The organism is Sphingopyxis sp., assembly GCF_035565275.1.
In the GTDB taxonomy this organism is placed as follows: Bacteria; Pseudomonadota; Alphaproteobacteria; order Sphingomonadales; family Sphingomonadaceae; genus Sphingopyxis.
Window position 1 is genome coordinate 1 of the sequence record NZ_DATMST010000025.1, and the last position, 21920, is coordinate 21920.

Consider the following 21920-nt stretch of genomic DNA (forward strand, 5'->3'; position numbering starts at 1 on the left):
GCTGCGCACCGATCACGAGCGCGCGCCCGGCACGCCCGATACGCTTCCCGCCGGCGTGGTCGCCGACGACTGGCTGGAAGAGGACCCCGCCCGGAAGCGCGTTCTCCGCCTGACACTGAGGCTTGGCCGCCTCGTCACCCGCGATCCGATGGCGCGCCGCGCGGTCCGCCAGCGCCGCCTCGCCGAATGGCGGCTGCAGCGCGGCCTTGCGATGCTGGCGGCCGGCGAACTCGTCGTCACCGACCGGCTTCACGCCCATATTCTTTCGTTGCTGCTCGATATTCCGCACGTGCTGCTCGACAACAGCTATGGCAAGGTCGCCGGCTTCGCCGACCAGTGGACCCGCGATTACAGCGGCCTGATGCACGCGACCACCCGCTCCGAAGCCTTTGACACCGCGCTCGCTTGCCGCGCGCCGCAGATCGTGGACGGCTGAATGGCGGCCCGGCCTCGTTCAATAAGCGTTACGGTGCACCAATACCTGCGCGGTGCGCGCCAGAATTGAAATGTCGCGCAGCAGCGACCAGCCGTGCTGATATTCAAGGTCGGCCTCGAGCCGATTCACGATATCGCGCTTGGTATTGGTCGCGCCGCGAAAGCCGCGAATCTGGGCAAGGCCAGTGATCCCGGGCTTGAGCGCATGGCGGCGCCAATATTGCCGGTCGACCCGCCAGAACAGTTCGTTCCCCGCGGTCGAGCCCAGTGCGTGCGGGCGCGGCCCGACCAGGCTCATCTCGCCGGACAGCACGTTGATCAACTGCGGCAGTTCGTCGATGCTCGTCGCCCGGATGAACCGTCCGACGCGCGTGATCCGGTCGTCGTCGCGGCTGGCCGAACGCGCGCCGGTCGCATCGGTCGTCTCGACACGCATGCTGCGGAACTTCAGGATCCGGAAGATCCGGTTGCCGCGCCCCATCCGTTCCTGACGGAAAAAGACCGGTCCGGGCGAATCCAGCTTGATCGCGAGCGCCACGATCACCAGCAAGGGCGTCAGCACGAACAGCGCCGGAAGCGTTACCGCCAGATCCAGCGCGCGCTTCTTCACCCTGTTGGCCCGGTTGAGCGGCCCCCACGATACCACCAGCGTCGTCACCCCGCCCCGTTGCCGCGTGGTCAGCGGCCCCAGTTCGGCGATCTCGGGCATCACGATCTCGCCGACGATGTTCACGCCCTTCAGCGCGCGCGCCCATTCGGCTTTCCGTTCGGCCGCGCAAACGATCGTTACCCGATCGTAATCCTGCAGCACCGTGCCGAGGCGGTCGAGCATATAGGGGTCGTCGAGATCGGTGCGGAGGCCGGACACGCGCGCATCGATAATATCATGCTGAAGGTAGGAGGGCGGCAGACTGGCGCCGTCGAGGATGACGAGCTCGGCCGTCAGCTGCCCCAAGGCCCTGCGCACCGCATAGCAGATCAGCAGGCGCTGCGCGACCAGCAGCCCCACCGCGGTGACCATGCCCATCCCGATCGCAAAGCGCGGCATTTTGCCGGTCACGCGCAACGAAAAGGCGACGAGCAGGAAAACGAGCAAAGTGGTTGCGAAGGAAATCAGCGTCTGACGGCAGCTCTTGACCGGCCGGGTCAGGCATCGCGGGTTATAGGCCTGGTTCTGAAAGGCGATAGCGGCGTGGACGAGCAGGGCGCCCAGCATCGCCGTCAGCAGGCCATCCGAAATGCCGCGCGGCTGCTCGATGATCAGCGTCACCGCAAAGCCGCACGCCAGCGCGAAGGCGTCGAGGGCCATCAGCCCCAGACAGAGCCAGATCTTGGCATTGCGCCGCGCCGCTTTTGCCAGCGGCGTTCGAACGGGCGCGCCTTGGAGCGCCAAGTCGATCTTGGTCATGGGATGGGGGACTCCCTGGGTTCTCGCGATATTGTTGCGATGCAACATGTCCGGGACGGCCGGGAATACAAGCGGACAGCGCGAGCACGTGCCGGATACAGGATGATCCGTGCGGAAGCCGGCGCCCCCCCCCCGCCCGGCACATCGCTTTCTGCGGCTAAACGTCGCGACCGGCGCGCGGTGAAGGCTGGCCCGGCGTCCGGACGCCTGAAAGAAAGGCTTCAAATTCGCGGGCCGGAAGCGGCTTCGCATAAAGCCATCCCTGCGCGAACGGGACGCGGGCGCCGCGAAGATAGTCTTCCTGCTCCGCTGTCTCGACGCCTTCGGCCACGATGTGGAAACCCAGGCCATGCGCCATGTCGATGATATGCGACGTCACCACGCTGATCGCCGCGCCTTTCGCGATGGCGTCGATGAAGGATTTGTCGATCTTCAAGGCGTCGAGCGGCAGCTGCTCGAGCAGCGACAGGCTGGAATAGCCGGTACCGAAATCGTCGATCGTCACCATATGCCCGGCCGCACGCGCCGCCGCCACGGCAGCGGATGCGGCCTCGGCATGAATGAAGCCGCGCTCGGTCACCTCGAGCCAGATCTGCGACGCCGCGATCCCCGATCGCTTCAGCGCCCGCGCGAGTACGGGAAGAAAGCGCCCGTTTTCCATATCTTCGCCCGAGATGTTTATCGAGATGTGAAGATCCCGATCGGCCCGCAGCAACCGCCCCATATCCTCGACGACGCGGTCGATCATCAGATCGGTCAGCCCCGCGATCAGCCCGGTTTCCTCGGCCAGCGGGATGAAGCTGTCGGGCGGAATCCAGCCGCCGTCGGGGTCGTGCCAGCGGAGCAACGCTTCGGCGGCAACGCAGCGGCCCGTCGCGATTTCGATAATCGGCTGGTAATGCACGACGAACTCGCGTTTGCGGATGGCGATGGCAAGCCCCGCTGCGGGCGAAAGCCGCTGCCGCGAAAACCATATCACCATCCCGATCAACAGCGCCGACAGGCCAAGACCGACCGAAAACAGGACGACATTGTCCTTGCCGTTCCGTCCCGGGGCATCGTCGCGATCGCTGATGGCAAAGGCGATCAGATCCGCGCTGCGATGCGACGCGAAAATATGCCGATCGTCCTCGCGGGCCATTCCGGGCTGCAATAACCTGCGGAGCAACCCGGCGTCGACCGGTCCCGACAAGGCGATCGACCGACCGGACGCGGTCGCGATGCCGAGCGTCATATGGCTGTCGGTCAGCACGTCGATCAATTGCCCTGGCTGGATCAGGACGGCGTAGTCGCCATGCCCGAGCGCCATCATCGGCTGGCTTTCGAACAAACGCGGTTCGATACGCAGCGCGAGCCTGTACCCGCCGGACAGGGTCGCATCGGGCCTCGGCCGCGCAATCGGGCGTTCGATCATCCCCAAACTCGTGCAAGCCAGCCGGCCATCGCGGAAAAAGCCGACGTCCTTCGCATCCTGCGCGTCCATCACGATGGCCCGCATCCCGGCGATATGTTCGCGCGAACAGTCCCGCCGGCCCAGCGCTTCCGCGCGGCCCAGAATTTTCCGGGCGTCGGCGAGCGTCCGGTCGGCCCGCAACAGCGTCCATCGGGCATATTCGTCCAGATGCTGTTGCTCCGCCTCCACCGCACGCGCGCGCAGTAGCTGCGAAATGGTGATCGGCGGCAGCAGGCCGGCGAGGACCGCTGCGCAGATGGTGACAAGGAGTATCGTCCGTCTTCGCATCCGGTGTCCCAGCAACGCCGATGTCATTCACCAGTCGGGCTGTCTGCGCAACGGCCTTTTGCGAAAGGCTACCGGCGATCCGGAACCGAAACGATCCGATTTCAGCCGGACGAGCGATGTGCCCGCCGATGCGCGTGAGCACGCCGCGTCAACCCTCAGAGAGTAAAACCGCCGTCGATCGTGAGGCTGGCTCCGGTCATATAGCCAGCTTCATCATTAACCACATAGGCGACGATACCCGCGATCTCCGCAGGCCTGGCCACGCGCTTCAGGGGGCTCATCGAAGACAGGGTATCAATCCCGCCGGCGTTGATGTCGGTATCGGTCGGACCAGGCTGGACATTGTTCACGGTTATCCCCCGCGGTGCGAGGTCAAGCGCCACCCCCTTCACCATCGCTGCCACCGCAGCCTTCGTCATCTGATAGACGCTAGCGCCCGGAAAGCCGGTTCGGATAGCCACATTGCTCCCGATCGTGACGATCCGGCCGCCATCGTTCATCTGGCCGGCGGCCACCTGGATCGAAAGGTAAACACCGCGCACATTGATCCGGAGCATTTCGTCGAGATCGGCCTCGGTCACCGCATCGATCGTCGCGGTCCGAAAGATTCCGGCATTGACGACGACGGCGTCGAGCTTGCCGAAGCTTTCAACGGCTGTCGATACCGCGGCGCGGATGTCATCGGCCTTGCCGCTGTCAGCCCGGATCGCTTTCGCCCGGCCGCCGCGTGCAATGACTTGTTCCTCAATCTCATATGCGGCGGATTCGCTCGATACATAGGTGAAAGCCACTGCATAGCCTTCGCGCGCAAGCCGTTCGACAATGGCTGCGCCGATTCCGCGTGAGCCGCCAAAGACCAGCGCCACTTTTTCAATATCATCACTCATCGCATTTCCTTTCTTGAATGTTTATTCCATAATCGAGCAAATTTTTTGGCGCGCGCAGCGCGGCGCATGACCATCCCGTCACGGTCGTGCGGCTGGCCGTCAGGGAATGAGGAGCAGCTTGCCGGTGCTCCGGCGGCTTTCCATATCGTCATGTGAGCGCGCCGCGTCGGCAAGCGGATAGACACCGCCTATTTCGACGCGCAGCTTTCCTTCGATTATCCATCGGAACAATTGCGCCGATCGCTCGCGCAGCAACGCGGGCGTCGGGATATGGTCGGAGAAGACGGCGTAGCCAAGCTTGATGCTCTTCGGCAGGCTCATGATTTCGATCGGTCCCGGTCCGCCGAGTACCGGCCCGAACCAGCAGAAGGTGCCCGAGCGTCGAAGTGATGCAAGCGAGCCTGCAAAGGTCGCGGGGCCCGAGCCGTCGAAAACGACGTTGACGCCCTCGCCGCGCGTTAGAGCGAGAACCTGATCCGCAAAATGCCCCTCTGCATCGACAATGACATGATCGGCGCCGGCGCTGCGCGCGACGTCAGCCTTTGCCGTGCTCGACACGCGCCCGATCACCGTGCCGCCGCGCAGCTTGACGAGCTGCGTCAGCAGCAGACCGAGACCGCCGGCGGCGGCATGGACGAGCGCCACGTCGCCCGGCTGCACCGCATAGAAGTCGGTCGCAAAATGGCTGGCGGTCAGCCCCTGCATCATGATCGCCGCCGCCGTGCGATCGTCGATCGCGTCGGGCACCGGGACCAGCGCGCTCTCGGGCACCTCGACCTGCCCGGCATAGCTTCCCGGAGCATAGACCCACGCGACGCGGTCGCCGATCGCGAAGCTCGCGACGTCCTCACCGAGCGCTGTGACCCGGCCCGCACCCTCTACCCCTATCACCTTGGGTTCCGGAACATCGGTCCACGCCATGCCGCGGCGCACCCCGATATCCATGAAATTGACGCCTGCGGCTGCGACCTCGACGACGACCTTTCCGGCGCCGGGCGCCGGCTGGCGTGCATCGATCAGGTCAAGGTCGCCAGCGGGCGACATCATTGCAATTGCTTTCATCTCGTCTTCCTTATTGAATGATCGTTCCATAACTAGTCAAAAAAAGGGGTCATCGCAGGGCGCGAAGCGTCAACTCTCCCAAGCTGGTCAGATGTTCGGGGCTTGCTCCGCCACGTGCGGCAATCCTTGTTCCGGCAAAGCTCGCCACGAACCAGGTCGCGATGACGTCGGGATCCAGGTCGGCGGCGATGTCGCCCTCGGCCTGCGCCGCCGCCACCTGCGCCACGATCGCGGTCCGCAGCGAAAGGTCGGCCGCGGCCCGGATTTCGTTGAGCGCCGGCCATGACGTTCCCAGTTCGGCAATCGAATTGACGCCCAGACAAGGTCGACCCGCTTCGCGAACGACCCGATCGACCATCGCGCAGATGCCTTCGATCGCGCGGTTGCCGGTCCTGAGCGCTTCCCGGTGCGCGTGCGTTTCGGCTATTGCGTAGCGTCGTACGGCTGCGCTGTAGAGGCCTGCCTTGTCGCCGAAGCTGTTATAGAGGCTCTGCCGACCGATCCCCATCGCATCGACGAGCATCTGGGCAGACGTGCCCTCATAACCGTGTTCGCGGAATACGCCGATCGCCGCATCGAGTGCGACATCATCGTCAAAGCTTTTCGGTCTCGCCATGTTTCGCACATAGCAATTGTGGAACGAACGTTCAATAATTATTTTCGATGCCTGCCATCCTGTGCCGACGGCATTTTCCCGATGCGATCCTGCCACACGCGAGCCCCTTGCCGACGAGCGAGCGAAACGGCGTCGCGTATCAATGTCGCGCTCGTGGTGCGGTCGTCATCGAGCCGCTCGACGAGATCGGCCTTGATCCGCAAAAGTTCGGGCATGGCGAAGAGTTCTCCCAATTCCTCGCAGCGGGATATCGCGCCCTCGACAAGATCCTGCGCCTCGCGAAGCCGCGCGGCGCGCAGCAAACCCCACAGGAGCATCACGGTGAACGGCGTTACGAGCAACTCGTATCGCGCGGCGCGGAGGCTGGCGATGCTCTTCTCGAGGGCGAACAAAGCTTCTGCCCGATGGCTGCGCTCGAAATCAAGCGCGCCACGGAAACCTTCAGCCGCGACGATATAGGGCGCAAGCGCGCTGGCCTCGGCGCGTGCGGAAAGGGCGTCGACCGCTTCCTCCGCCGCCTCGGGATCGTCGCTCCACAGATGGATGATGGCCGCCCACACCAGCGCGATGCATTGCGTGATGCCGTGCTCAAGCTGTCCGGTCTCGCGCACCGTCTGCCGAGCCAGACGGTTCGCTTGCTCCGCTTCGCCCGCAAGCCAAAGCGTATAGGCGAGCGCGATCCCGGTCCGGCTGCGGTTGTCAAAACCATAACGGATCGTTCGGCTTCGAAGCGTCGGGCCGCTCCGCGTCATGGCCTGTTCAAGTTCCTCGCGCGCGCGCGGGAGATTCCCCGCAAGATAGTGCGAGATTCCCGACAGGGAATAGGCGATGCCGAATGCCTCGTCGTCGTCAATTTGCGCCGCGACTTCCACAGCCAGTTCGGCATGCGACCGGGCGGCCGCATAATCGCCAAGCCGCTTGTTGAAGATGTGGAGACGGGCGAGCATCCGCAACTGGTTCCAGCTGTCTGCCAGTCGCGTCGCGAGGTCGAGCGCACGACCCAGCGCATCGCCCGCCCCCGCTCTGTTGCCCTCTGTAAACATCAGCGCCGTTCCAAGCGCTCCCTGAAGCTCCAGTTCCACCTCGGGCGCGATCCCGCTGTCGCCATTTCCTGACGCAGCCTTCGCATCGGCAAGCGCCCTGCCGCACCAGTTCCGGCACTCGAGCAGATGCGACAGGTTAAGAAAGACCGGGGCGCTTGCCGCTGCAAGGCGCACGCCTGTTTTCAGGTCGCCGTCGTCACCGAAGCTGAAATCCAGCGCGCTACGAATGTTGCCAAGTTGCTGACGGAGCGGCCCGGTGTCTTCGAGCGAGCTCTCGTCATGGTTGGCGATCCCCTCCAGTTCGGCAAGATAATAGCTGGCGTGCCTGCGCGCCGCGGCAGCATATTCGACGCCCCCCCGGACGCGCAGTTTCTCCCGGGCATAGGCACGCGTCATTTCGAGCAGGCGATAGATGCAGGCGCCGCCGGTGCGATTTACCGAAACGAGCGATTTCGAAGCCAGTTCGTCGAGCGCCAGTGCAGCTTCGTCCGTGCCCAAGCTTTTGTCAGCGGCGACATCAAGCGCGGCATCGATCGAAAATGGGCCGACGAAAACCGAGAGCCGCTCGAACACGGTCCTTTCGGCCGCGGAAAGCAGATCATAGCTCCAGTCGAGTGTCGCCTGAAGCGTTTGCTGGCGCCGCTGGGCAGTTCGCCGGCCCGACCAGCCGAGACTGAAGCGCTCGCCCAGCTGGCGCGCCGTCGCCGGAATGCCGTGGGTCGCCGCACGCATGGCGACCAGTTCGATAGGCAGCGCCATGCCGTCGAGCCGTCGGCAGATATCGGCGACAAGGCGCACGGCCTCCTCTTCCCGGGCGAAGTCGCTGTCGGCGGCGGCAACGCGCGAGCAAAAGAGTTCGACCGCCGGATAGGCAAGGATTTGTTCGAACGTGAGGTCGACGGTATCTTCTGGATAAGACAGGGCACCCAGACGATGCACATGTTCGCCGCGCACCCTGAGCGGCTCGCGCGATGTGGCGATGACGCGCATGAGAGGCGCCTCGTCGATGAAGCGCTCGACGATCGTCGCGGTTGGTTCGATCAGATGCTCGCAATTGTCGAGGACGAGAAGGAAGCGGCGGTCACGCACATGACCCAGGATCACCGCGAGCGGATCGTCGCCATCGACGGCGATCCCCATCGCACCGGCAATCATCGACGGCACGATTGCCGGATTTTCCAGCATCGCGAAGTCCACGAAAGCGATATCGCCGCCGAAGTCGGAAACGTTCCGATGCGCAATTTCCACCGCGAGCGATGTCTTGCCCACCCCTGCAGGACCGACGATCGTGAACAGGGGCGTCCCGGCAATCCGCTCGCCGAGCAGTTCCACATCGCGCTCGCGCCCGACCAGATGCGGCTGCGGAGGCAGATTGGGTGATCGAGCGCCGCGACTGCCTGCGCGCGCCTCGACCGTCGTTTCGGCCGCAAGGAAAGAACTGTCCGGAGCCACCCGCCGTTCCACGGGCGCGACAAAGGCATAACCGACGCCGACCTGCGTCGCGATGTAGCGCGCACCGTCCCGGCCATCGGCCAGCAATTTGCGGAGCCCCGCCATGTGAAATCGAAGGCTGCCGTCTTCGACGACGACGTCGGACCACACGCGCTTCAGAAGATCGCGCTTGGACAGCACCGCTCCGGGCCTTTCGATCAGGGCGACGAGCAGATCGAACGAGCGTCCGCCGATAGGGACCGGCTTGCCGTCCCTCGTCAGCAGCCTTTCGTCCGGCCACAGGCGGAATGGCCCGAATGCCAATTGATCGCCGAGTCTCTCGCTGTCCGTCACGCTACGCTTTTTCCCCGCGCCTTTGGCTCCGATACCGTTGCGGCATCGGGTTGGCGCTCCGACCTGTGGCAGAAAGCTCTCGTCTGTCCAAGCCGCGGGGATTACAAGTTTCGTGCGTCCGCTTTCCGGTCGGCGCCGCGCTAGCCGAAGGTGAAGACGTAAGCCCGTACTCCCGGGCGCGAAAACTCGACCGTCAGCGTACGGTCATCGATCGCACCGCTTTGCCGGACGAGTTGGTAAAGACGATCCTCGCGGACCTCGCCCCAGCCCCCGGCGTCGACGTCGGCGCCATGATCGGCGCCCGGCGCAGCGCCGTCGATTGTGATCCGGAATCGTACCGGCCGACCATCGCGGGCACCGCCGAGGACAAGATGGGCATCGCGGGCATGAAAGCGAAAGCGGATCGCGCCTGCCGCGCCGTCCAGCGCCGCAAACTCACCGCCGACCGACCATTTGCCGGTCAGATCCCAGTCGTTGAGTCCCAGAGCTCCGACGGGGGCATAGCTGGTCGACCTGTCCTTCCGCAGCCCGCCGGGTGACCGGAAATTCGCCGCCTTGTCATAACCGACATAGGATTCGGGCGACCCCAGATGGACCCAATCTGCTTCGGCCTCGACGCCTGTACCCATGACCGGAGATGCGGGAACGGTCGCAGGATCATGGCCGGCCTCCACCAGGAGCTTGCGGATCAGTTGCTCTGCGCTGGCATATTCGCCTTCGCCAATACGATAGCCGCGGACGCGCCCCTCCGCGTCGATGAAATAAAACCCTGGCCAGCCTTGGTTCGCGAAGCGCTGCCACACCGCATAATCATTGTCCTGAAGGTTGGGATAGCCGACCTTGAGCTGGCTCGCCGCCAACCGGACCCTGGCGGCATCATGCTCGAATCCGAATTCGGGCGCGTGGACGCCCACCACGACCAGGCCCTTGTCGCCATAACGCTCGTTCCAGGCGCGAAGGTAGGGCAGCGCGCGCAACGAATTGATGCATGAATAGGTCCAGAAATTCACGACCACGACCTTGCCGCGGAGCGCCTGCGGACCGCCCGGAACGGCAGCAAGCCAAGGCTTTGCGGAAGCGAGCACCTCCACCGGCCGCGAGGTCGTACCAAATGGTGCGCCTTGTGCATGGGCCATACCGAGCGCGTCGCCGAAACAGACCGTGGTGACCGCGCCCGCCGCGGCAAGTGCCGCTGCGATAAATCCGATCGATCGTCTTTTGCTCATGATGTCTGTCTCCGTTGCCGCCGGCTTTCCAGCTGCACCGACATAAGGCGTCCCGGGCGCCCTGCGCGTTAGTCGGCGACCTCGCCCGTTAGTTTTTGTGCATGGGCCGGCTAACAGCGCCTCACCGCGCCTAACGGGCGGCGACCGGCGATATCGCTATCTCTCCTCCCGATCCTTTCCACTCGATCAGGAGACGAGATTTGCCTGGAGACTTCACCCCCTCACGCCGCGGTTTCGTGACTGGCGCCGCCGCGCTCGGCGCGATCGCCGCGACCCCGACCATTGCCCGTGCGGCGAGCGCCGCGATCCGGCCGTTCAAAATTGCGATCCCCGACGCCGAACTTGCGGCAATGAAGCGCCGCGTCGCCGAGACCCGCTGGGCGGACGCGCAGCCGGTCGGCGACGACAGCCAAGGCGTGCGCCGTCAGACGCTCGAGGCCATGACGCGCTATTGGGCGGGTGATTATGACTGGCGCAAGGTCGAGGCCCGGCTGAACGCGTTGCCGATGTTCCTCACCGAAATCGACGGGCTCGATATCCACTTCATCCATGTGCGCTCGCGCCATGACAAGGCGATGCCGATGATCCTGACGCACGGCTGGCCGGGCTCGATCCTCGAATTCATGCGGGTGATCGATCCGCTCACCAATCCGACCGCGCACGGGGGCAAGGCGGAAGACGCCTTCCACCTCGTCATCCCGTCGATCCCGGGCTTCGGCTTTTCGGGCAAACCGACGGTGCCCGGCTGGGGCTCCGACCGTATCGGGCGCGCCTGGTCGACGCTGATGCTGCGTCTCGGCTATGATCGCTACGTCAGCCAGGGCGGCGATTGCGGCTCGGTCATCTCGCAGCGCATGGCGCTCCAGCATGTGCCGGGACTCGCCGGAATCCACCTCAACATGCCTGCCGTGGTCCCCGCCGATATCGCCCGCACGCTCGCGGCGGGAGATCCGGCGCCTGCAAGCCTGACAGCCAAGGAGCGCGGCGCGTTCGACCAGCTCGAAGCCTTCTACCGCGACAATTCGGCTTACGCGGCAATGATGAACACGCGGCCGCAGACGATCGGTTATTCGCTGGTCGACTCGCCGGTCGGCATGGCGGCGTGGATGTATGAAAAGATCGCGCAGTGGGTCTATGCCGACGGCCAGCCCGAGCGCGTGCTCGGGCGCGATGCGATCCTCGACGACATTTCGCTTTACTGGCTGACCGGCACCGGCGCCTCCGCCGCGCGCATCTATTGGGAAGACCATTCGAACAATTTCAACGCGCGCGGCATCATCGACATGCCGGTCGCGGTCAGCGTCTTCCCCGGCGAAATCTTCCGTGCGCCCAGAAGCTGGGCCGAGCGCTGCTACACCAACCTCCATTATTTCAACGAAGTCGGCAATGGCGGTCATTTCGCTGCCTGGGAACAACCGCACCTGTTCGCCGAAGAAGTCCGTACGGCCTTCCGGCCGCTTCGCTGACGCCTACAACCCTGAAGGAGAACCCGAATGTCCGCTACCAAGACCCTTTATACCGCCGCCGTCCATGTGACGGGCGGCCGCGACGGTACCGCCAAGAGCAGCGACGGCCGCCTCGAGGTCAAGCTGTCCACCCCGGGCGGTCCCGGCGCCGGAACCAACCCCGAGCAACTGTTCGCTGCGGGCTGGTCCGCCTGCTTTCAGGGCGCGATGGCCATCGCCGCCAGGGCAAAGGATATCGTGCTGCCCGCAGACCTTGCGATCGATGCCGAAGTCGAGCTTCGCCAGGGCGACGACGGCTATTCGCTCGCCGCGCGCCTCAATGTTCACGTGCCCGGGATCGATCCCGACATCGCGCGCCAGATCATCGAGGCCGCACACCGCACCTGCCCCTATTCGAAGGCGATCAAGGGCAACATCGACGCCGTCGTAGCCCTCGCCTGAGCCCATTTCAGATATCAGGAGACGCATATGAAAAAGAAAATCATTCCCGGCGGGTTGATGCTCGTGGCGGCGTTGCTCGCCACGGGCGCGCAGGCACAGGCCGCACCCGCCAAACCGACCATCGTTCTCGTCCACGGCGCCTTCGCCGATTCATCGAGCTGGAACCGCGTGATCCCGATCCTGCAGCAGGATGGCTACACGGTCGTCGCGGCCCCCAACCCGCTGCGCGGCGTCCGCGCTGACGCCGATGTCATCGCCGAGGTCGTAAAGACAATCAATGGCCCGGTGGTGCTGGTCGGCCACTCCTATGGCGGCTCGGTCATCAGCGAAGCCGCCGAAGGGCTGACGAACGTTAAGGGGCTGGTCTACGTCGCTGCCTTTGCGCCCGACACCGGCGAGACCGCGCTCGGACTGACCGGCCGGTTCCCCGGCAGCACCCTCGGCTCCGCGCTTGCACCGCCGGTCAGGCTGACGACCGGGGGCAACGATCTCTATATCCTGCAGGCGCGCTTCCACGATCAGTTCGCTGCGGACGTGCGGGCCCCCGAAGCGCGGCTGATGGCCGCCGGCCAGCGCCCGATCGCAGAAGCAGCGCTGTCCGAGACGTCGACCGCGCCCGCGTGGAAACATCTGCCGTCATGGTTCGTCTACGGCGACGGCGACAGGAACATCCCGCCCGTCGCCATGGGCTTCATGGCCGAGCGTGCGAAGTCGCGGAAGACCGTCGTGGTCAAGGGCGCATCGCACGTCGTGATGGTGTCGCATGCGCCCGAAGTGGCCCGCCTCATCGAGCAGGCGGCTACCGCCCCCTAGGAGCGCGCGCCGGCTCTCCCCTCCCCCGACGCACCGGCGTGCGCCCCCGGCCGGTCGTGTCCGCGACATGACCGGCCGTTCCTGCTTCGGGATATATGCGGGTCCCGCGCAGATCAGCGCGAATAGGCGGTGAAGACCAGATCCGTGCCGGGGTCGAGCACCTCGAGCTTCTGGTGACAGGCAAAGCAGGAGCGGGCGAGCGCCTCGTCGGGGTTCGGCCGGCCGTCCTCGAACTGGCCGTAACCCCAGCCGCCGGTGGCGGCATAGCGCTTCGCATTCTTGACGCTGACCTGCACATTGGTCGGCGCCCCCGCGACGAACGACTGCGGCGCCGGAAACACCTTGTCGTTGCGCGGCGAGGAGTCATATCGCCAGGCGAGCCGGACGATGACCGCCCCGTCGGGAAAGGGCCGCTTCCCGTCCCGGAAAGCCTTGACCGCGATATCGTTGCCGAGAATGGCGCGGATATCGTTGTTCCGGCCATTCTCCTGCGCGACGCTGATCAGTTTCCAGTCGCGATACCCCTTGGGCAGTTTCACGCCATCGATCGGTGATGCGCCTTCGTCCGCCCGCGACACGGCGACGCCCGCCGACACGCCGAAGAGCAGCGCCGAGGCGATCAGCACGATGGCGCCCGGCTTTCGTACCCCGCTCATCGTGCGAGCTTCGCGACGTCGAGCACCGCCTGCGCGAACGCGGCCGGCGCTTCCTGCGGCAGGTTGTGGCCGATACCGCCCGTGATCAGGCGATGGGCATAGGGGCCGGTGAATTTGGCACGATACTGGTCCGGCTGCGGATGCGGCGCGCCGTTGGCATCGCCCTCCATCGTGATCGCCGGAATCGATATGGCGGGCGCCGCCGCCAGCTTCGCCTCGAGCGCGTCATATTGCCGCTCGCCATCGGCAAGGCCCAGCCGCCAGCGGTAATTGTGGATCACGATCTCGACATGGTCGGGGTTGGCGAACGCAGCGGCCGAACGCTCGAAAGTGGCGTCGTCGAACGCCCATTTCGGCGAGGCGAGTTGCCATATCTGCTTGTTGAAGGCGTCGGTGTTCGCGGCATATCCGGCCTTGCCGCGCTCGGTCGCGAAATAGAACTGATACCACCATTGCAGTTCGGCCGCCGGCGGAAGCGGCTTGGCGTTCGCCGCTTGGCTGCCGATCAGATAGCCGCTGACCGAGACGAGCGCGGTGCAACGCCCGGGCCAGAGCGCCGCCATGATATCGGCCGTCCGCGCACCCCAGTCGAAGCCGGCGACGATCGCCTTCGGTATCCGCAGCGCATCCATGAGCGCGATCCCGTCGGCGGCGAGTGCCGCCTGCTGCGCATTGCGCGGCGTCGCCTCCGACCTGAACAGCGTGGTGCCGTGCCCGCGAAGATGCGGCACGATGACGCGATAGCCTCGCGCCGCGAGCAGCGGCGCCACCCCGGCGAAGGCGTCGATGGCATAAGGCCAGCCGTGGAACAGCAGAACCGGGGTGCCCGATGCGGGTCCCATCTCGACATAACCGATGTCGAGCACGCCTGCATCGACCTGCCGGACCGGGCCGAAAGAAGACGGAGCCGACGATGGCGCGATACCCGATGCGGTGCGCGTGCGGGCTTGCGCCACGCCGCCAACGAGCGTGGCAGCGATCAGGGCGCTACCGCGCAAGAAGCCCCGCCGGCCCGGCGCGGCAGTTTCTGACGAAAAATTGTTCATGGCTTGATCCTTCGGCTCATCGAGATGCGAGAAGCCTAAGCGTCCTTCGCGCCAAACGCTTGTTAGCTGTTGTGATGTGCTGTGAAGGGGACATTATGCGGCAAAATCGCTGGAGATGCTCAGCGGCCGCCAGCGCTCAAGCTCGTCGAGCCGTACCTGATCGGACCGGGCAATCGCAGTCACCGCGTCGCTTCCGAGCGGCAGGCGAAGCGGCGGTTTCTTCATCGCCACCAGCTTCAGAATGGCCGCCGCGCCGCGGTGCGGGTCGCCCGGCTGGTTGCCATGATAGGCGGCCTGCATGCGCGCTGCCTTGCCGACCACCGCGTCATATTCGGGACGCCCGCCGTCGAGGGTCGACGACGAGCCGGCAAAGTCGGTCCGGAATCCTCCGGGCTCGACGATACTGACCTTGACGCCGACAAGCTCCATTTCGCGGGCCAGCACTTCCGAAAAGCCTTCGACGCCCCATTTGGCCGCCGAATAGGCGGCGCGCCCCGGCGCGCCAAGCCGCCCGCCGACCGAAGAAAATTGTACGATATGCCCTTTCCGCCTCTCCCGCATGTGCGGGATGGCGGCCTTGGTCATGATGATGGTGCCGAACAGATTGGTTTCGATCTGCCGCCGGAAGGACGCGATCGGCGTGTCTTCGACCGATCCGATGTCGCCATAGCCGGCATTGTTCACCAAGGCTTCGAGCGATCCGAAAGCGGAGATCGCGGCACGAATTGCTCCCGACGCCTGTCGCTCGTCGGTAACGTCGAGCGGTGCCGTCTCAAGACGACCAGGCTTTCCGGCCCCGAGCCCTTCCAGCGTTGCGGGATCGCGCGCCGTCGCCAGCAAATTGTCGCCCGCGTCGAGAATCGCTTCGGCCAGCGCGCGCCCGAAACCGCGCGAACATCCGGTGACCAGCCAAGTCCGTGCCATATCATTTCCTTTCAGACCGTCGCCCCGCACGCAACCGCTGCGCCGGGTGTCAAATGCCGGGTCGTCTGAAAGCAGATGGAAGTCACGTTAGTCGCTGTGAAATGCCATTGGTGCTGCTTGCGCGGCGAACTTTGGCCAAATTCAGTGTTGGCGCTCACCCAACCAGCATCCTCGTTTGCTGCATCCTCGATCTGAAGAGAAAGTCATGAGGAAAGCCGAGCCGTTCGCTTGCCTGGCATGCTGGCGAGGTGCGATCGACGCGCCGGTCTGCAAGACGGCCCGCGGTCCGCAGCATCAAGCGGTCAAGCCGGCCAAGGTCATATTGGCCCCCGAGTTCCAGCCGCTGGCGGACATGTCCGGGAAGCAGCGACACTGCGGCGCGCGCGATCGCGCGATGCAGGAAGCGCGGCGCACCGGGGGCGGCACGGCCGGACTGGATGATATCTAGGAATTCCAAAAGGATGGGATGCGGCTCGAAGCGCGGTTCGAGCTGTGCCATCATCACCATAAACGCATCGAGCGTCGGTGGCGCGTGGCGCGCCCCGAACTCGCGGCCGATCATGTCCCCGTCGCGCATGAAGCGGTCCTTGTCGGCGGCGCATAGCGGATGGACGAAGCGGTCGTAGGCCATCAGAAAGCCGTAAGAAGCAGTCGCCGCGACCCAATCGAGCAGGATCGGGTCGAGCGCACGATATTTTTCGCCCGCCGGCGTCGAGCCTTTGACTTCGCCGTGCAGGCGATTGACCTTGCCGATCACTTCCTTCGCGGTGCTCGCCGGGCCGTAGCAGGCGAGCATCGCAACAAGGCCGGTGCGACGCGCGCGTCCTATCGGGTCGGCCTTATAGGTCGAATGATCCCACACGCCCGAGCGAATGCGCGGCTCGGCAAATTCGAGCAACACCGCGGCGATCCCCCCGATCCCGAGCGCAATCGGATTCTTGTAGATGCGCCACTGGACGCTGTCGGGTGGCAGCAGGGCGGGCTCGCCGACGGGAGAGGAAAAGTCGATTATCGTGCCAAGGTAATTTTCGAGTTCGCGTTGCTGCACCCGTTTCGCACTCCTCAGAAATCAAAGCCCAAGGTCAGGCCATAGGTCCGCGGCGGGTTCGGGAAGCGAACCACGACGTTTGCGTTGCTGGCGACGGCCGACCAATAATATTTGTCGAACAGGTTCTTCGCCCAGAGCGACACCGACCAGCCGCTCTCGCTTCTCACGCCGAGGCTGGCGTTGACGGTGCCATAGGCATCGACCTTGTAGAGATCGAGATCCTCGAAAATCGTGTTCGACTTGCTCTGGTAACGTGCGCTTACGGCGCCCGTCAGGTTCAGCGTATCGCTGACCGGCGTATCATAGGCGAGCGTCAGGCTGCCCTGAAACTCCGGGCTGTAGATGAATTCGGCGCCGTCGAAATTCTGGGGCTGCCCCGCGGCATTGGTGCCATTGTAGTCGTTTATCCGCGTCTTCAGCCACAGCGCGTTCGCCGCCAGCGTCAGGCCGGTTGCGGGGCGGATCGTCAGTTCGCCCTCGACGCCATAGGCTTTCGACTTCGGCACATTGTCGAGCCGCGAGAGCGCGGTGTAGATCGGGTCGGCGAAATAGGTGCTGATCTGCTTGTCGGCATAATCATAATAGAAGGCCGACAGATTGGCCTGTACCGCGCGGTCGGCGAGCGTCGCCTTGAGCCCGACTTCATAGGCGGTCAGCTTTTCCTGCGTCACTGGCGCATTCTGCCGCGCGAGGTTTGCCGCGTTGATCGGCGTCGTCCCCGATTTATAGCCGCGCGAGACCGAGGTGTAGAGCAATGTGTCGCTGTTCGGCGACCAGTTGAGCGCGACGCGCCACGCGACATTATTCTCGTCCAGCACCGAGCGCACCTCGCCGAAGGTTCCGGTAACAGGGTCGAAGGTGTTGCACTGCCCCTGCGTGATCGGCGCCGCGAGTACGCCATAAGTCTGAAGGTAGAGCGCGCGGTTCACGACGTTGACGTTCGGCAGCATGTTGCCGTTGAAGTCGCGCGAGCAGCCATTGTAGTGCTGCTTGTCCTCGGTGTAGCGGAGGCCTGCGGTCAGCTTGAACCGGTCATCGATCTCCCAGTCGGTGTTGGCGAAGACGCTCCACGTCTTCGTCCGGATACGCCCGAAATCCTCATAGGTGCGAAAGGCCTGGCTGAGCTCCGCCGGCGTATAGCCGCCCGAATTGAAAATCGGGTTCGCGAGCAATGGAGCCCCGGCCGCACGGATCAGCCCGACATTGGCGTTCTGGCCCAGCATCGTGCGGTTTGAATCGATGATCCGGTCGTTCGCGTAATAGGCGCCGACCAGCCAGGTCGCTGGGCCGCTCTCGCCCTCGACATGGAAATCCTGCGCGAAGCTCTTGATCCGCCCGACGGTGTTCTGGAGCAGGACTTCATACGGCGCACCGCTCCAGTCGGACAGCGCGTTGCGCTTGAAATCATTGTAGCTGGTCAGCGAGACGAACTTCATCGTATCGCCCACATCCTGATCCCAGCGCAGCTTCAGCCCCCAGAAGCGATTGTCTTCGGCCAACGGACCATCGAGCCCGAGCCCGGTGCCGATATCGGTCGAACGCTGCGCATAGGGCGCCCAGTCAGCCTGCGTTGCCTTGGTCGGAAAATTGCTCGCGAGATAGGCCGCGAGCCCCGGCGCGTTGAAGAAGCGCGAATTGCTGGTGCCCGTCGCCGGGTCGGTCGCGGGCGTGAAGCCGATCCCCTGCCCGACCACGGTGTCGGACTTGTTCTGCCACCAGGTCACCGACAGGTCGAAATGCGTCCCCTCGGCGGGATCGATGGCCAGCGCCCCGCGGATGCCGAGCTTGTCGACCTTGCCCTGGCGTTCGCCGCGGCTGTTGCTGACCTGCCACCCCTTGTCGCTATTCTCGCTGCGGAAGGCGATGCGCGCGGCGATGCCCTCGCCGAGCGGGCCCGAGAGGTGGCCGGCGAAATTATAGGTCTGGTAGTTGCCGAGATCGGCCTTGATGCTGCCCTCAAAGCTGTCGGTCGGCTTGCCCGTGATGAAGTTGATCAGGCCGGCGGTCGTGTTGCGGCCATAGAGCGTGCCTTGCGGACCCTTGAGGACCTCGACCCGTTCGAGGTCCATCACCGGCCCGGTGTTCATGATCGGGTAGGCGTAGGCGACCTCATCGACATAGGTGCCGACGGTCGAGGTCGACGAGAGGTTGATCGTGTTGAAGCCGATCCCGCGCAACGTATAGGTGGGCACGCCCTGATAGCTTTGCGACACCGTGAAGCTCGGTGCGACCGCGGTAAGGTCACGCATGTCGGTGACGCGCAAGCTTTCGAGCGTGTCGCCGTCGACCGCCTGGATCGCCATGCCAACGTCGTTGATCGATTCGGCACGGCGCTGCGCGGTGACGATGATCTCGCTCTGCGCCGATGCCGTGTCAGCGTCGGCGGCGGCTGCGTCGGCCGCCCACACGGGCGCCGCGAGCGCCAGGCCGGTGCCGGCGAGCAGAAAAAACCGGATTGCCTTCATCATTTATCCTCCCTCAAACGGCTTGCCGCTGCGTTCGTCTTCGTGCGAACGTCGCTTGGCCGGACCCTGCCAAAGGAGAGAATTGCAAGGCTGCAGACAAGCTGGCACCCGTGGCAGGATGGGATGGAGGATGGGTCGGGTGACGGATTATCGAATGCAATGCTGGGACGCGATGCCGTCAATGATCGCCGCGGTACAGGCTGCGGGCGACGCGATTGGCCTGCCCTTCATCGCGGCGCAGGCCGACCTTGGCGATCCCGAGCCGATGGGCGACGTGGACGGACGGCCCTATGCGGAGACCAGCTTTCGCTGGATCGACCCTGACCATGCCTATTGGCGCGACCGCAAGCTGGCGCTGCATATCGCCTTTCTCACCGCCGCGCGGCTCGTTGCCGAGCCCTTCTTCTATAGCGACGGACGTCTCCGCACCTGGCGCGCCTCGCAGTTGCTCGAAGCCGTCGACTGCGAGCAGGCGAAGAACACCCCCAATTTCGGAGAAGCGATTGTCGCGCCGGTGCACCTGCCGCGTGGCCTTGTCGGCGCCGTATTCTGGTGCTCGCGCGAACCGGTCGGCGTAGAGACGCTGTTCGCGAAGCACGCGGGAGACCTGCACAATCTCGCGCTCAGGCTGGTGGCCACGCACAATGAAGCGCGCGGCCGGCCACGCAACGCGGCGGTGCCGCAAATGCTGACGCGGCGCGAGGTCCAATGCCTGCGCTGGGCAGCGGCAGGCAAGACCGACGGCGAGATCGGGATCATCCTGTCGCTATCGGTATCGACGGTGCGCTTTCACCTGCGCAACGCCGCGGCGAAACTCGGCGCGACCGGCCGCGCGCAAACGATCCAGATCGCAGCGGGACTGGGTTTCGTCGGGGCGCGGGCCGCCTGACGCATCCGCCAGCTTGGCCGGTCCCCCGTTCGATCGATAGATGCGGCGAATGGACATGCTGAACGATCCGGCGCTGGACGTCTTTCAGGACGAAGTGCGCGCCTTTCTGGAAGCCGCGCTGCCCGACGAGCTGCGCCGCGCCGCGGCCCGCGCGACGAGCGTCTTCATCGACCCGGCGATTTCCCTGCCTTGGCAGCGCATCCTGAACGCGCACGGCTGGGCGGCACCCGACTGGCCGGCCGAATTCGGCGGCCCCGGGTGGAGCGAAGTCGAACGCTATATCTTCGCCGCCGAATGCGCGCGCACCGGCGCGCCGGCGCTGGCGCCGATGGGCCTCAAGATGGTCGCGCCGGTGATCATGCATTTCGGCACGGCCGAACAGCGGGCCCATTATCTGCCGCGCATCCTGTCGGGCGAGGATTATTGGTGCCAAGGCTTTTCGGAACCCGGCGCAGGGTCCGACCTCGCCTCGCTCCAGCTTCGCGCGACCGCCGATGGCGACGATTATGTGCTCGACGGCTCGAAGATCTGGACGACCCACGCGCATTTCGCCAACCGCATGTTCGCGCTCGTCCGGACGTCGAACGAGGGCAAGCCGCAGGCGGGAATCAGCTTTCTGCTGCTCGACATGGCGGCGCCCGGGATCAAAATCGAACCGATCCGCACGCTCGCGGGCGATCATGAATTCAATCAGGTCTTCTTCGACGATGTCCGCGTGCCGCAAGCGAACCGGCTTGGCGGCGAAAACGAAGGCTGGTCGGTCGCCAAGCATCTGCTGACCTTCGAACGCGGCGGCAAATATGCGCCGTCGCTGATCGGGCGGCTCGAACGGCTGCGCGAGCGACAGATTGCCGATCCCGTACTCAGTGCGCGCCTCGGCCGCGAAGCGGTGAAGCTGCTGGCGCTGCAGACGCTCGAACTGAAGGCGATGCGCGGGATTGGCGGCAGCCCGGCGCTCTACGCATCGGCGCTGAAAATCCTCGGTACCGAGACCACACAGCGTATCGACGTGCTCGCCTGCGATGTTGCGGGATACGCGGCCTGGGCGGATGCCGACGGCCAGACGCCCGCCGAGCTGGCGGTCGCGGTGCCGCGTTACCTCAACGACCGCGCCGCGAGCATCTATGCCGGATCGAACGAAATCCAGCGTGACCTGATCGCAAGACTGATGCTGGGCTAGGCAGTCGCGTCGGCAAAGCGCGCCAGAATGTCGGCGCGCGGTCCCATTGCGGCGGCGATCGCCAGCGCGCGCTTGAAATGTGCGCCAAGGCGCAGTTCCTCGGTTAATCCCATCGCGCCATGGATCTGCACCGCGCCTTCGCCGACGATCCGCACGGCATCGGCGGTTTCGACGCAGGCGGCACTGACCATCCGCGCGCGATCGGGTCGATCGTGCTCGACCGCAGCGATCGCCGTTTCGGTCAGGGCAACCGACTGCATCGCCGCGAGCTGCATGTCGGCGACCCGGTGACGCAGCGCCTGGAACGATCCGATGGCGGTCCCGAACTGTTTGCGCTGGCCCAGATAATCGACGCTGTCGGCGATCATCCGCTGCATCAGCCCGACCGACTCGGCACAGCGCGCCGCAAGGATCAGGTCGTTCGCATAGTCGGCCAGCGCGCGGGCGGCGGCACCGGTGGCCAGCGGTTCGGCGTCATCGAGCTTCAGCAGGAAGACAAGATCGGCCGACACGCTACCGTCATGCATGATGCGGTGGCGCTGCTCGACTTTCCGCGGGTCCGCCGGGATGAGCAGAAGCGCGCCGCTGCCGAACAGCAGGAACAGATCGGCCTCCGCCGCCCCCGCCGCCAGCGACGCCGTGCCCCTGATCACGCCGTCGTCTTCGACTGTCGGCATCGACAAGGTCGTTGCGGCGCAAATGGCGGCGATACGAAGCGCGCCCGACGCCAGTCCGGCCAGCGCGGCATGATCAGGCGCGGCGCGCGCGAGCAGCATGGTCGCCGCGGCG

19 protein-coding genes are annotated in these 21920 nt (G+C 65.0%); 6 read left to right on the forward strand and 13 right to left on the reverse strand.

Features of this window, described 5'->3' with window-relative positions; translation table 11 throughout:
• A partial coding sequence (locus VN047_RS01835; RefSeq protein ID WP_325539433.1) for a polysaccharide pyruvyl transferase family protein occupies positions 1 to 436 on the forward strand: 436 nt, incomplete at its 5' end.
• An 18-nt stretch (positions 437 to 454) separates the two neighbouring features.
• On the opposite strand, the gene VN047_RS01840 is transcribed toward VN047_RS01835, so the two are convergent.
• The 7 genes from VN047_RS01840 to VN047_RS01870 form a co-directional block, all read right to left on the reverse strand.
• Entirely contained in the window at positions 455 to 1843 is a 1389-nt protein-coding gene (locus tag VN047_RS01840; protein WP_325539435.1) for an exopolysaccharide biosynthesis polyprenyl glycosylphosphotransferase, read from the reverse strand.
• A 157-nt stretch (positions 1844 to 2000) separates the two neighbouring features.
• Positions 2001 to 3584, reverse strand: coding sequence for an EAL domain-containing protein (locus VN047_RS01845; RefSeq protein ID WP_325539437.1), 1584 nt, complete (start codon positions 3582 to 3584; stop codon positions 2001 to 2003).
• A 155-nt stretch (positions 3585 to 3739) separates the two neighbouring features.
• Positions 3740 to 4471, reverse strand: coding sequence for an SDR family NAD(P)-dependent oxidoreductase (locus VN047_RS01850; protein ID WP_325539439.1), 732 nt, complete (start codon positions 4469 to 4471; stop codon positions 3740 to 3742).
• A 99-nt stretch (positions 4472 to 4570) separates the two neighbouring features.
• The gene (locus tag VN047_RS01855) at positions 4571 to 5533 is read right to left on the reverse strand and encodes a quinone oxidoreductase (RefSeq protein ID WP_325539440.1); all 963 of its coding nucleotides are present in this window, start codon (positions 5531 to 5533) and stop codon (positions 4571 to 4573) included.
• 49 nt (positions 5534 to 5582) lie between these two features.
• A complete protein-coding gene (locus VN047_RS01860; protein WP_325539442.1) occupies positions 5583 to 6149 on the reverse strand; it encodes a TetR/AcrR family transcriptional regulator in 567 nt (188 codons plus the stop codon).
• A 38-nt stretch (positions 6150 to 6187) separates the two neighbouring features.
• Positions 6188 to 8977, reverse strand: a complete 2790-nt coding sequence (locus tag VN047_RS01865) for an ATP-binding protein (protein ID WP_325539444.1) — start codon at positions 8975 to 8977, stop codon at positions 6188 to 6190.
• Positions 8978 to 9117: 140 nt separating this feature from the next.
• The gene (locus tag VN047_RS01870) at positions 9118 to 10203 is read right to left on the reverse strand and encodes a redoxin domain-containing protein (protein ID WP_325539446.1); all 1086 of its coding nucleotides are present in this window, start codon (positions 10201 to 10203) and stop codon (positions 9118 to 9120) included.
• Positions 10204 to 10403: 200 nt separating this feature from the next.
• On the opposite strand from VN047_RS01870, the gene VN047_RS01875 reads away from it, so the two are divergent.
• From VN047_RS01875 to VN047_RS01885, 3 genes are read left to right on the forward strand one after another with little or no spacing between them, the layout of a single operon-like run.
• A complete protein-coding gene (locus VN047_RS01875) occupies positions 10404 to 11669 on the forward strand; it encodes an epoxide hydrolase family protein (RefSeq protein ID WP_325539448.1) in 1266 nt (421 codons plus the stop codon).
• A 27-nt stretch (positions 11670 to 11696) separates the two neighbouring features.
• A complete protein-coding gene (locus VN047_RS01880) occupies positions 11697 to 12110 on the forward strand; it encodes an organic hydroperoxide resistance protein (RefSeq protein ID WP_325539450.1) in 414 nt (137 codons plus the stop codon).
• Between the two features lie 27 nt (positions 12111 to 12137).
• Positions 12138 to 12923: an alpha/beta hydrolase gene (locus VN047_RS01885; RefSeq protein WP_325539452.1), complete on the forward strand. Its 786-nt coding sequence runs from the start codon at positions 12138 to 12140 to the stop codon at positions 12921 to 12923.
• Positions 12924 to 13036: 113 nt separating this feature from the next.
• On the opposite strand, the gene VN047_RS01890 is transcribed toward VN047_RS01885, so the two are convergent.
• The 5 genes from VN047_RS01890 to VN047_RS01910 all read right to left on the reverse strand — a co-directional run bounded on the left by VN047_RS01890 (position 13037) and on the right by VN047_RS01910 (position 19065).
• Positions 13037 to 13579, reverse strand: coding sequence for a cytochrome P460 family protein (locus VN047_RS01890; protein WP_325539454.1), 543 nt, complete (start codon positions 13577 to 13579; stop codon positions 13037 to 13039).
• Complete coding sequence (locus tag VN047_RS01895; protein ID WP_325539456.1) at positions 13576 to 14625, reverse strand: alpha/beta hydrolase; 1050 nt, start codon at positions 14623 to 14625, stop codon at positions 13576 to 13578. Before VN047_RS01895 ends, VN047_RS01890 begins: the two co-directional genes overlap by 4 nt.
• Before the next feature lie 93 nt (positions 14626 to 14718).
• Positions 14719 to 15549: an SDR family NAD(P)-dependent oxidoreductase gene (locus VN047_RS01900; protein ID WP_325539458.1), complete on the reverse strand. Its 831-nt coding sequence runs from the start codon at positions 15547 to 15549 to the stop codon at positions 14719 to 14721.
• A 154-nt stretch (positions 15550 to 15703) separates the two neighbouring features.
• A complete protein-coding gene (locus VN047_RS01905) occupies positions 15704 to 16597 on the reverse strand; it encodes an oxygenase MpaB family protein (RefSeq protein WP_325539460.1) in 894 nt (297 codons plus the stop codon).
• A 14-nt stretch (positions 16598 to 16611) separates the two neighbouring features.
• The gene (locus tag VN047_RS01910) at positions 16612 to 19065 is read right to left on the reverse strand and encodes a TonB-dependent receptor (RefSeq protein WP_325539462.1); all 2454 of its coding nucleotides are present in this window, start codon (positions 19063 to 19065) and stop codon (positions 16612 to 16614) included.
• A 151-nt stretch (positions 19066 to 19216) separates the two neighbouring features.
• Between VN047_RS01910 and VN047_RS01915 the strand changes: the two genes are divergently transcribed.
• Together VN047_RS01915 and VN047_RS01920 are read left to right on the forward strand one after the other, a co-directional pair.
• Complete coding sequence (locus VN047_RS01915; RefSeq protein ID WP_325539464.1) at positions 19217 to 19951, forward strand: helix-turn-helix transcriptional regulator; 735 nt, start codon at positions 19217 to 19219, stop codon at positions 19949 to 19951.
• A gap of 49 nt (positions 19952 to 20000) precedes the next feature.
• The gene (locus VN047_RS01920; RefSeq protein WP_414712649.1) at positions 20001 to 21131 is read left to right on the forward strand and encodes an acyl-CoA dehydrogenase family protein; all 1131 of its coding nucleotides are present in this window, start codon (positions 20001 to 20003) and stop codon (positions 21129 to 21131) included.
• Here the strand turns inward: VN047_RS01920 and VN047_RS01925 are convergent.
• Positions 21128 to 21920: acyl-CoA dehydrogenase family protein (locus tag VN047_RS01925; protein ID WP_325539466.1), on the reverse strand; the 793-nt coding region annotated here is incomplete at its 5' end. The genes VN047_RS01920 and VN047_RS01925 overlap by 4 nt on opposite strands.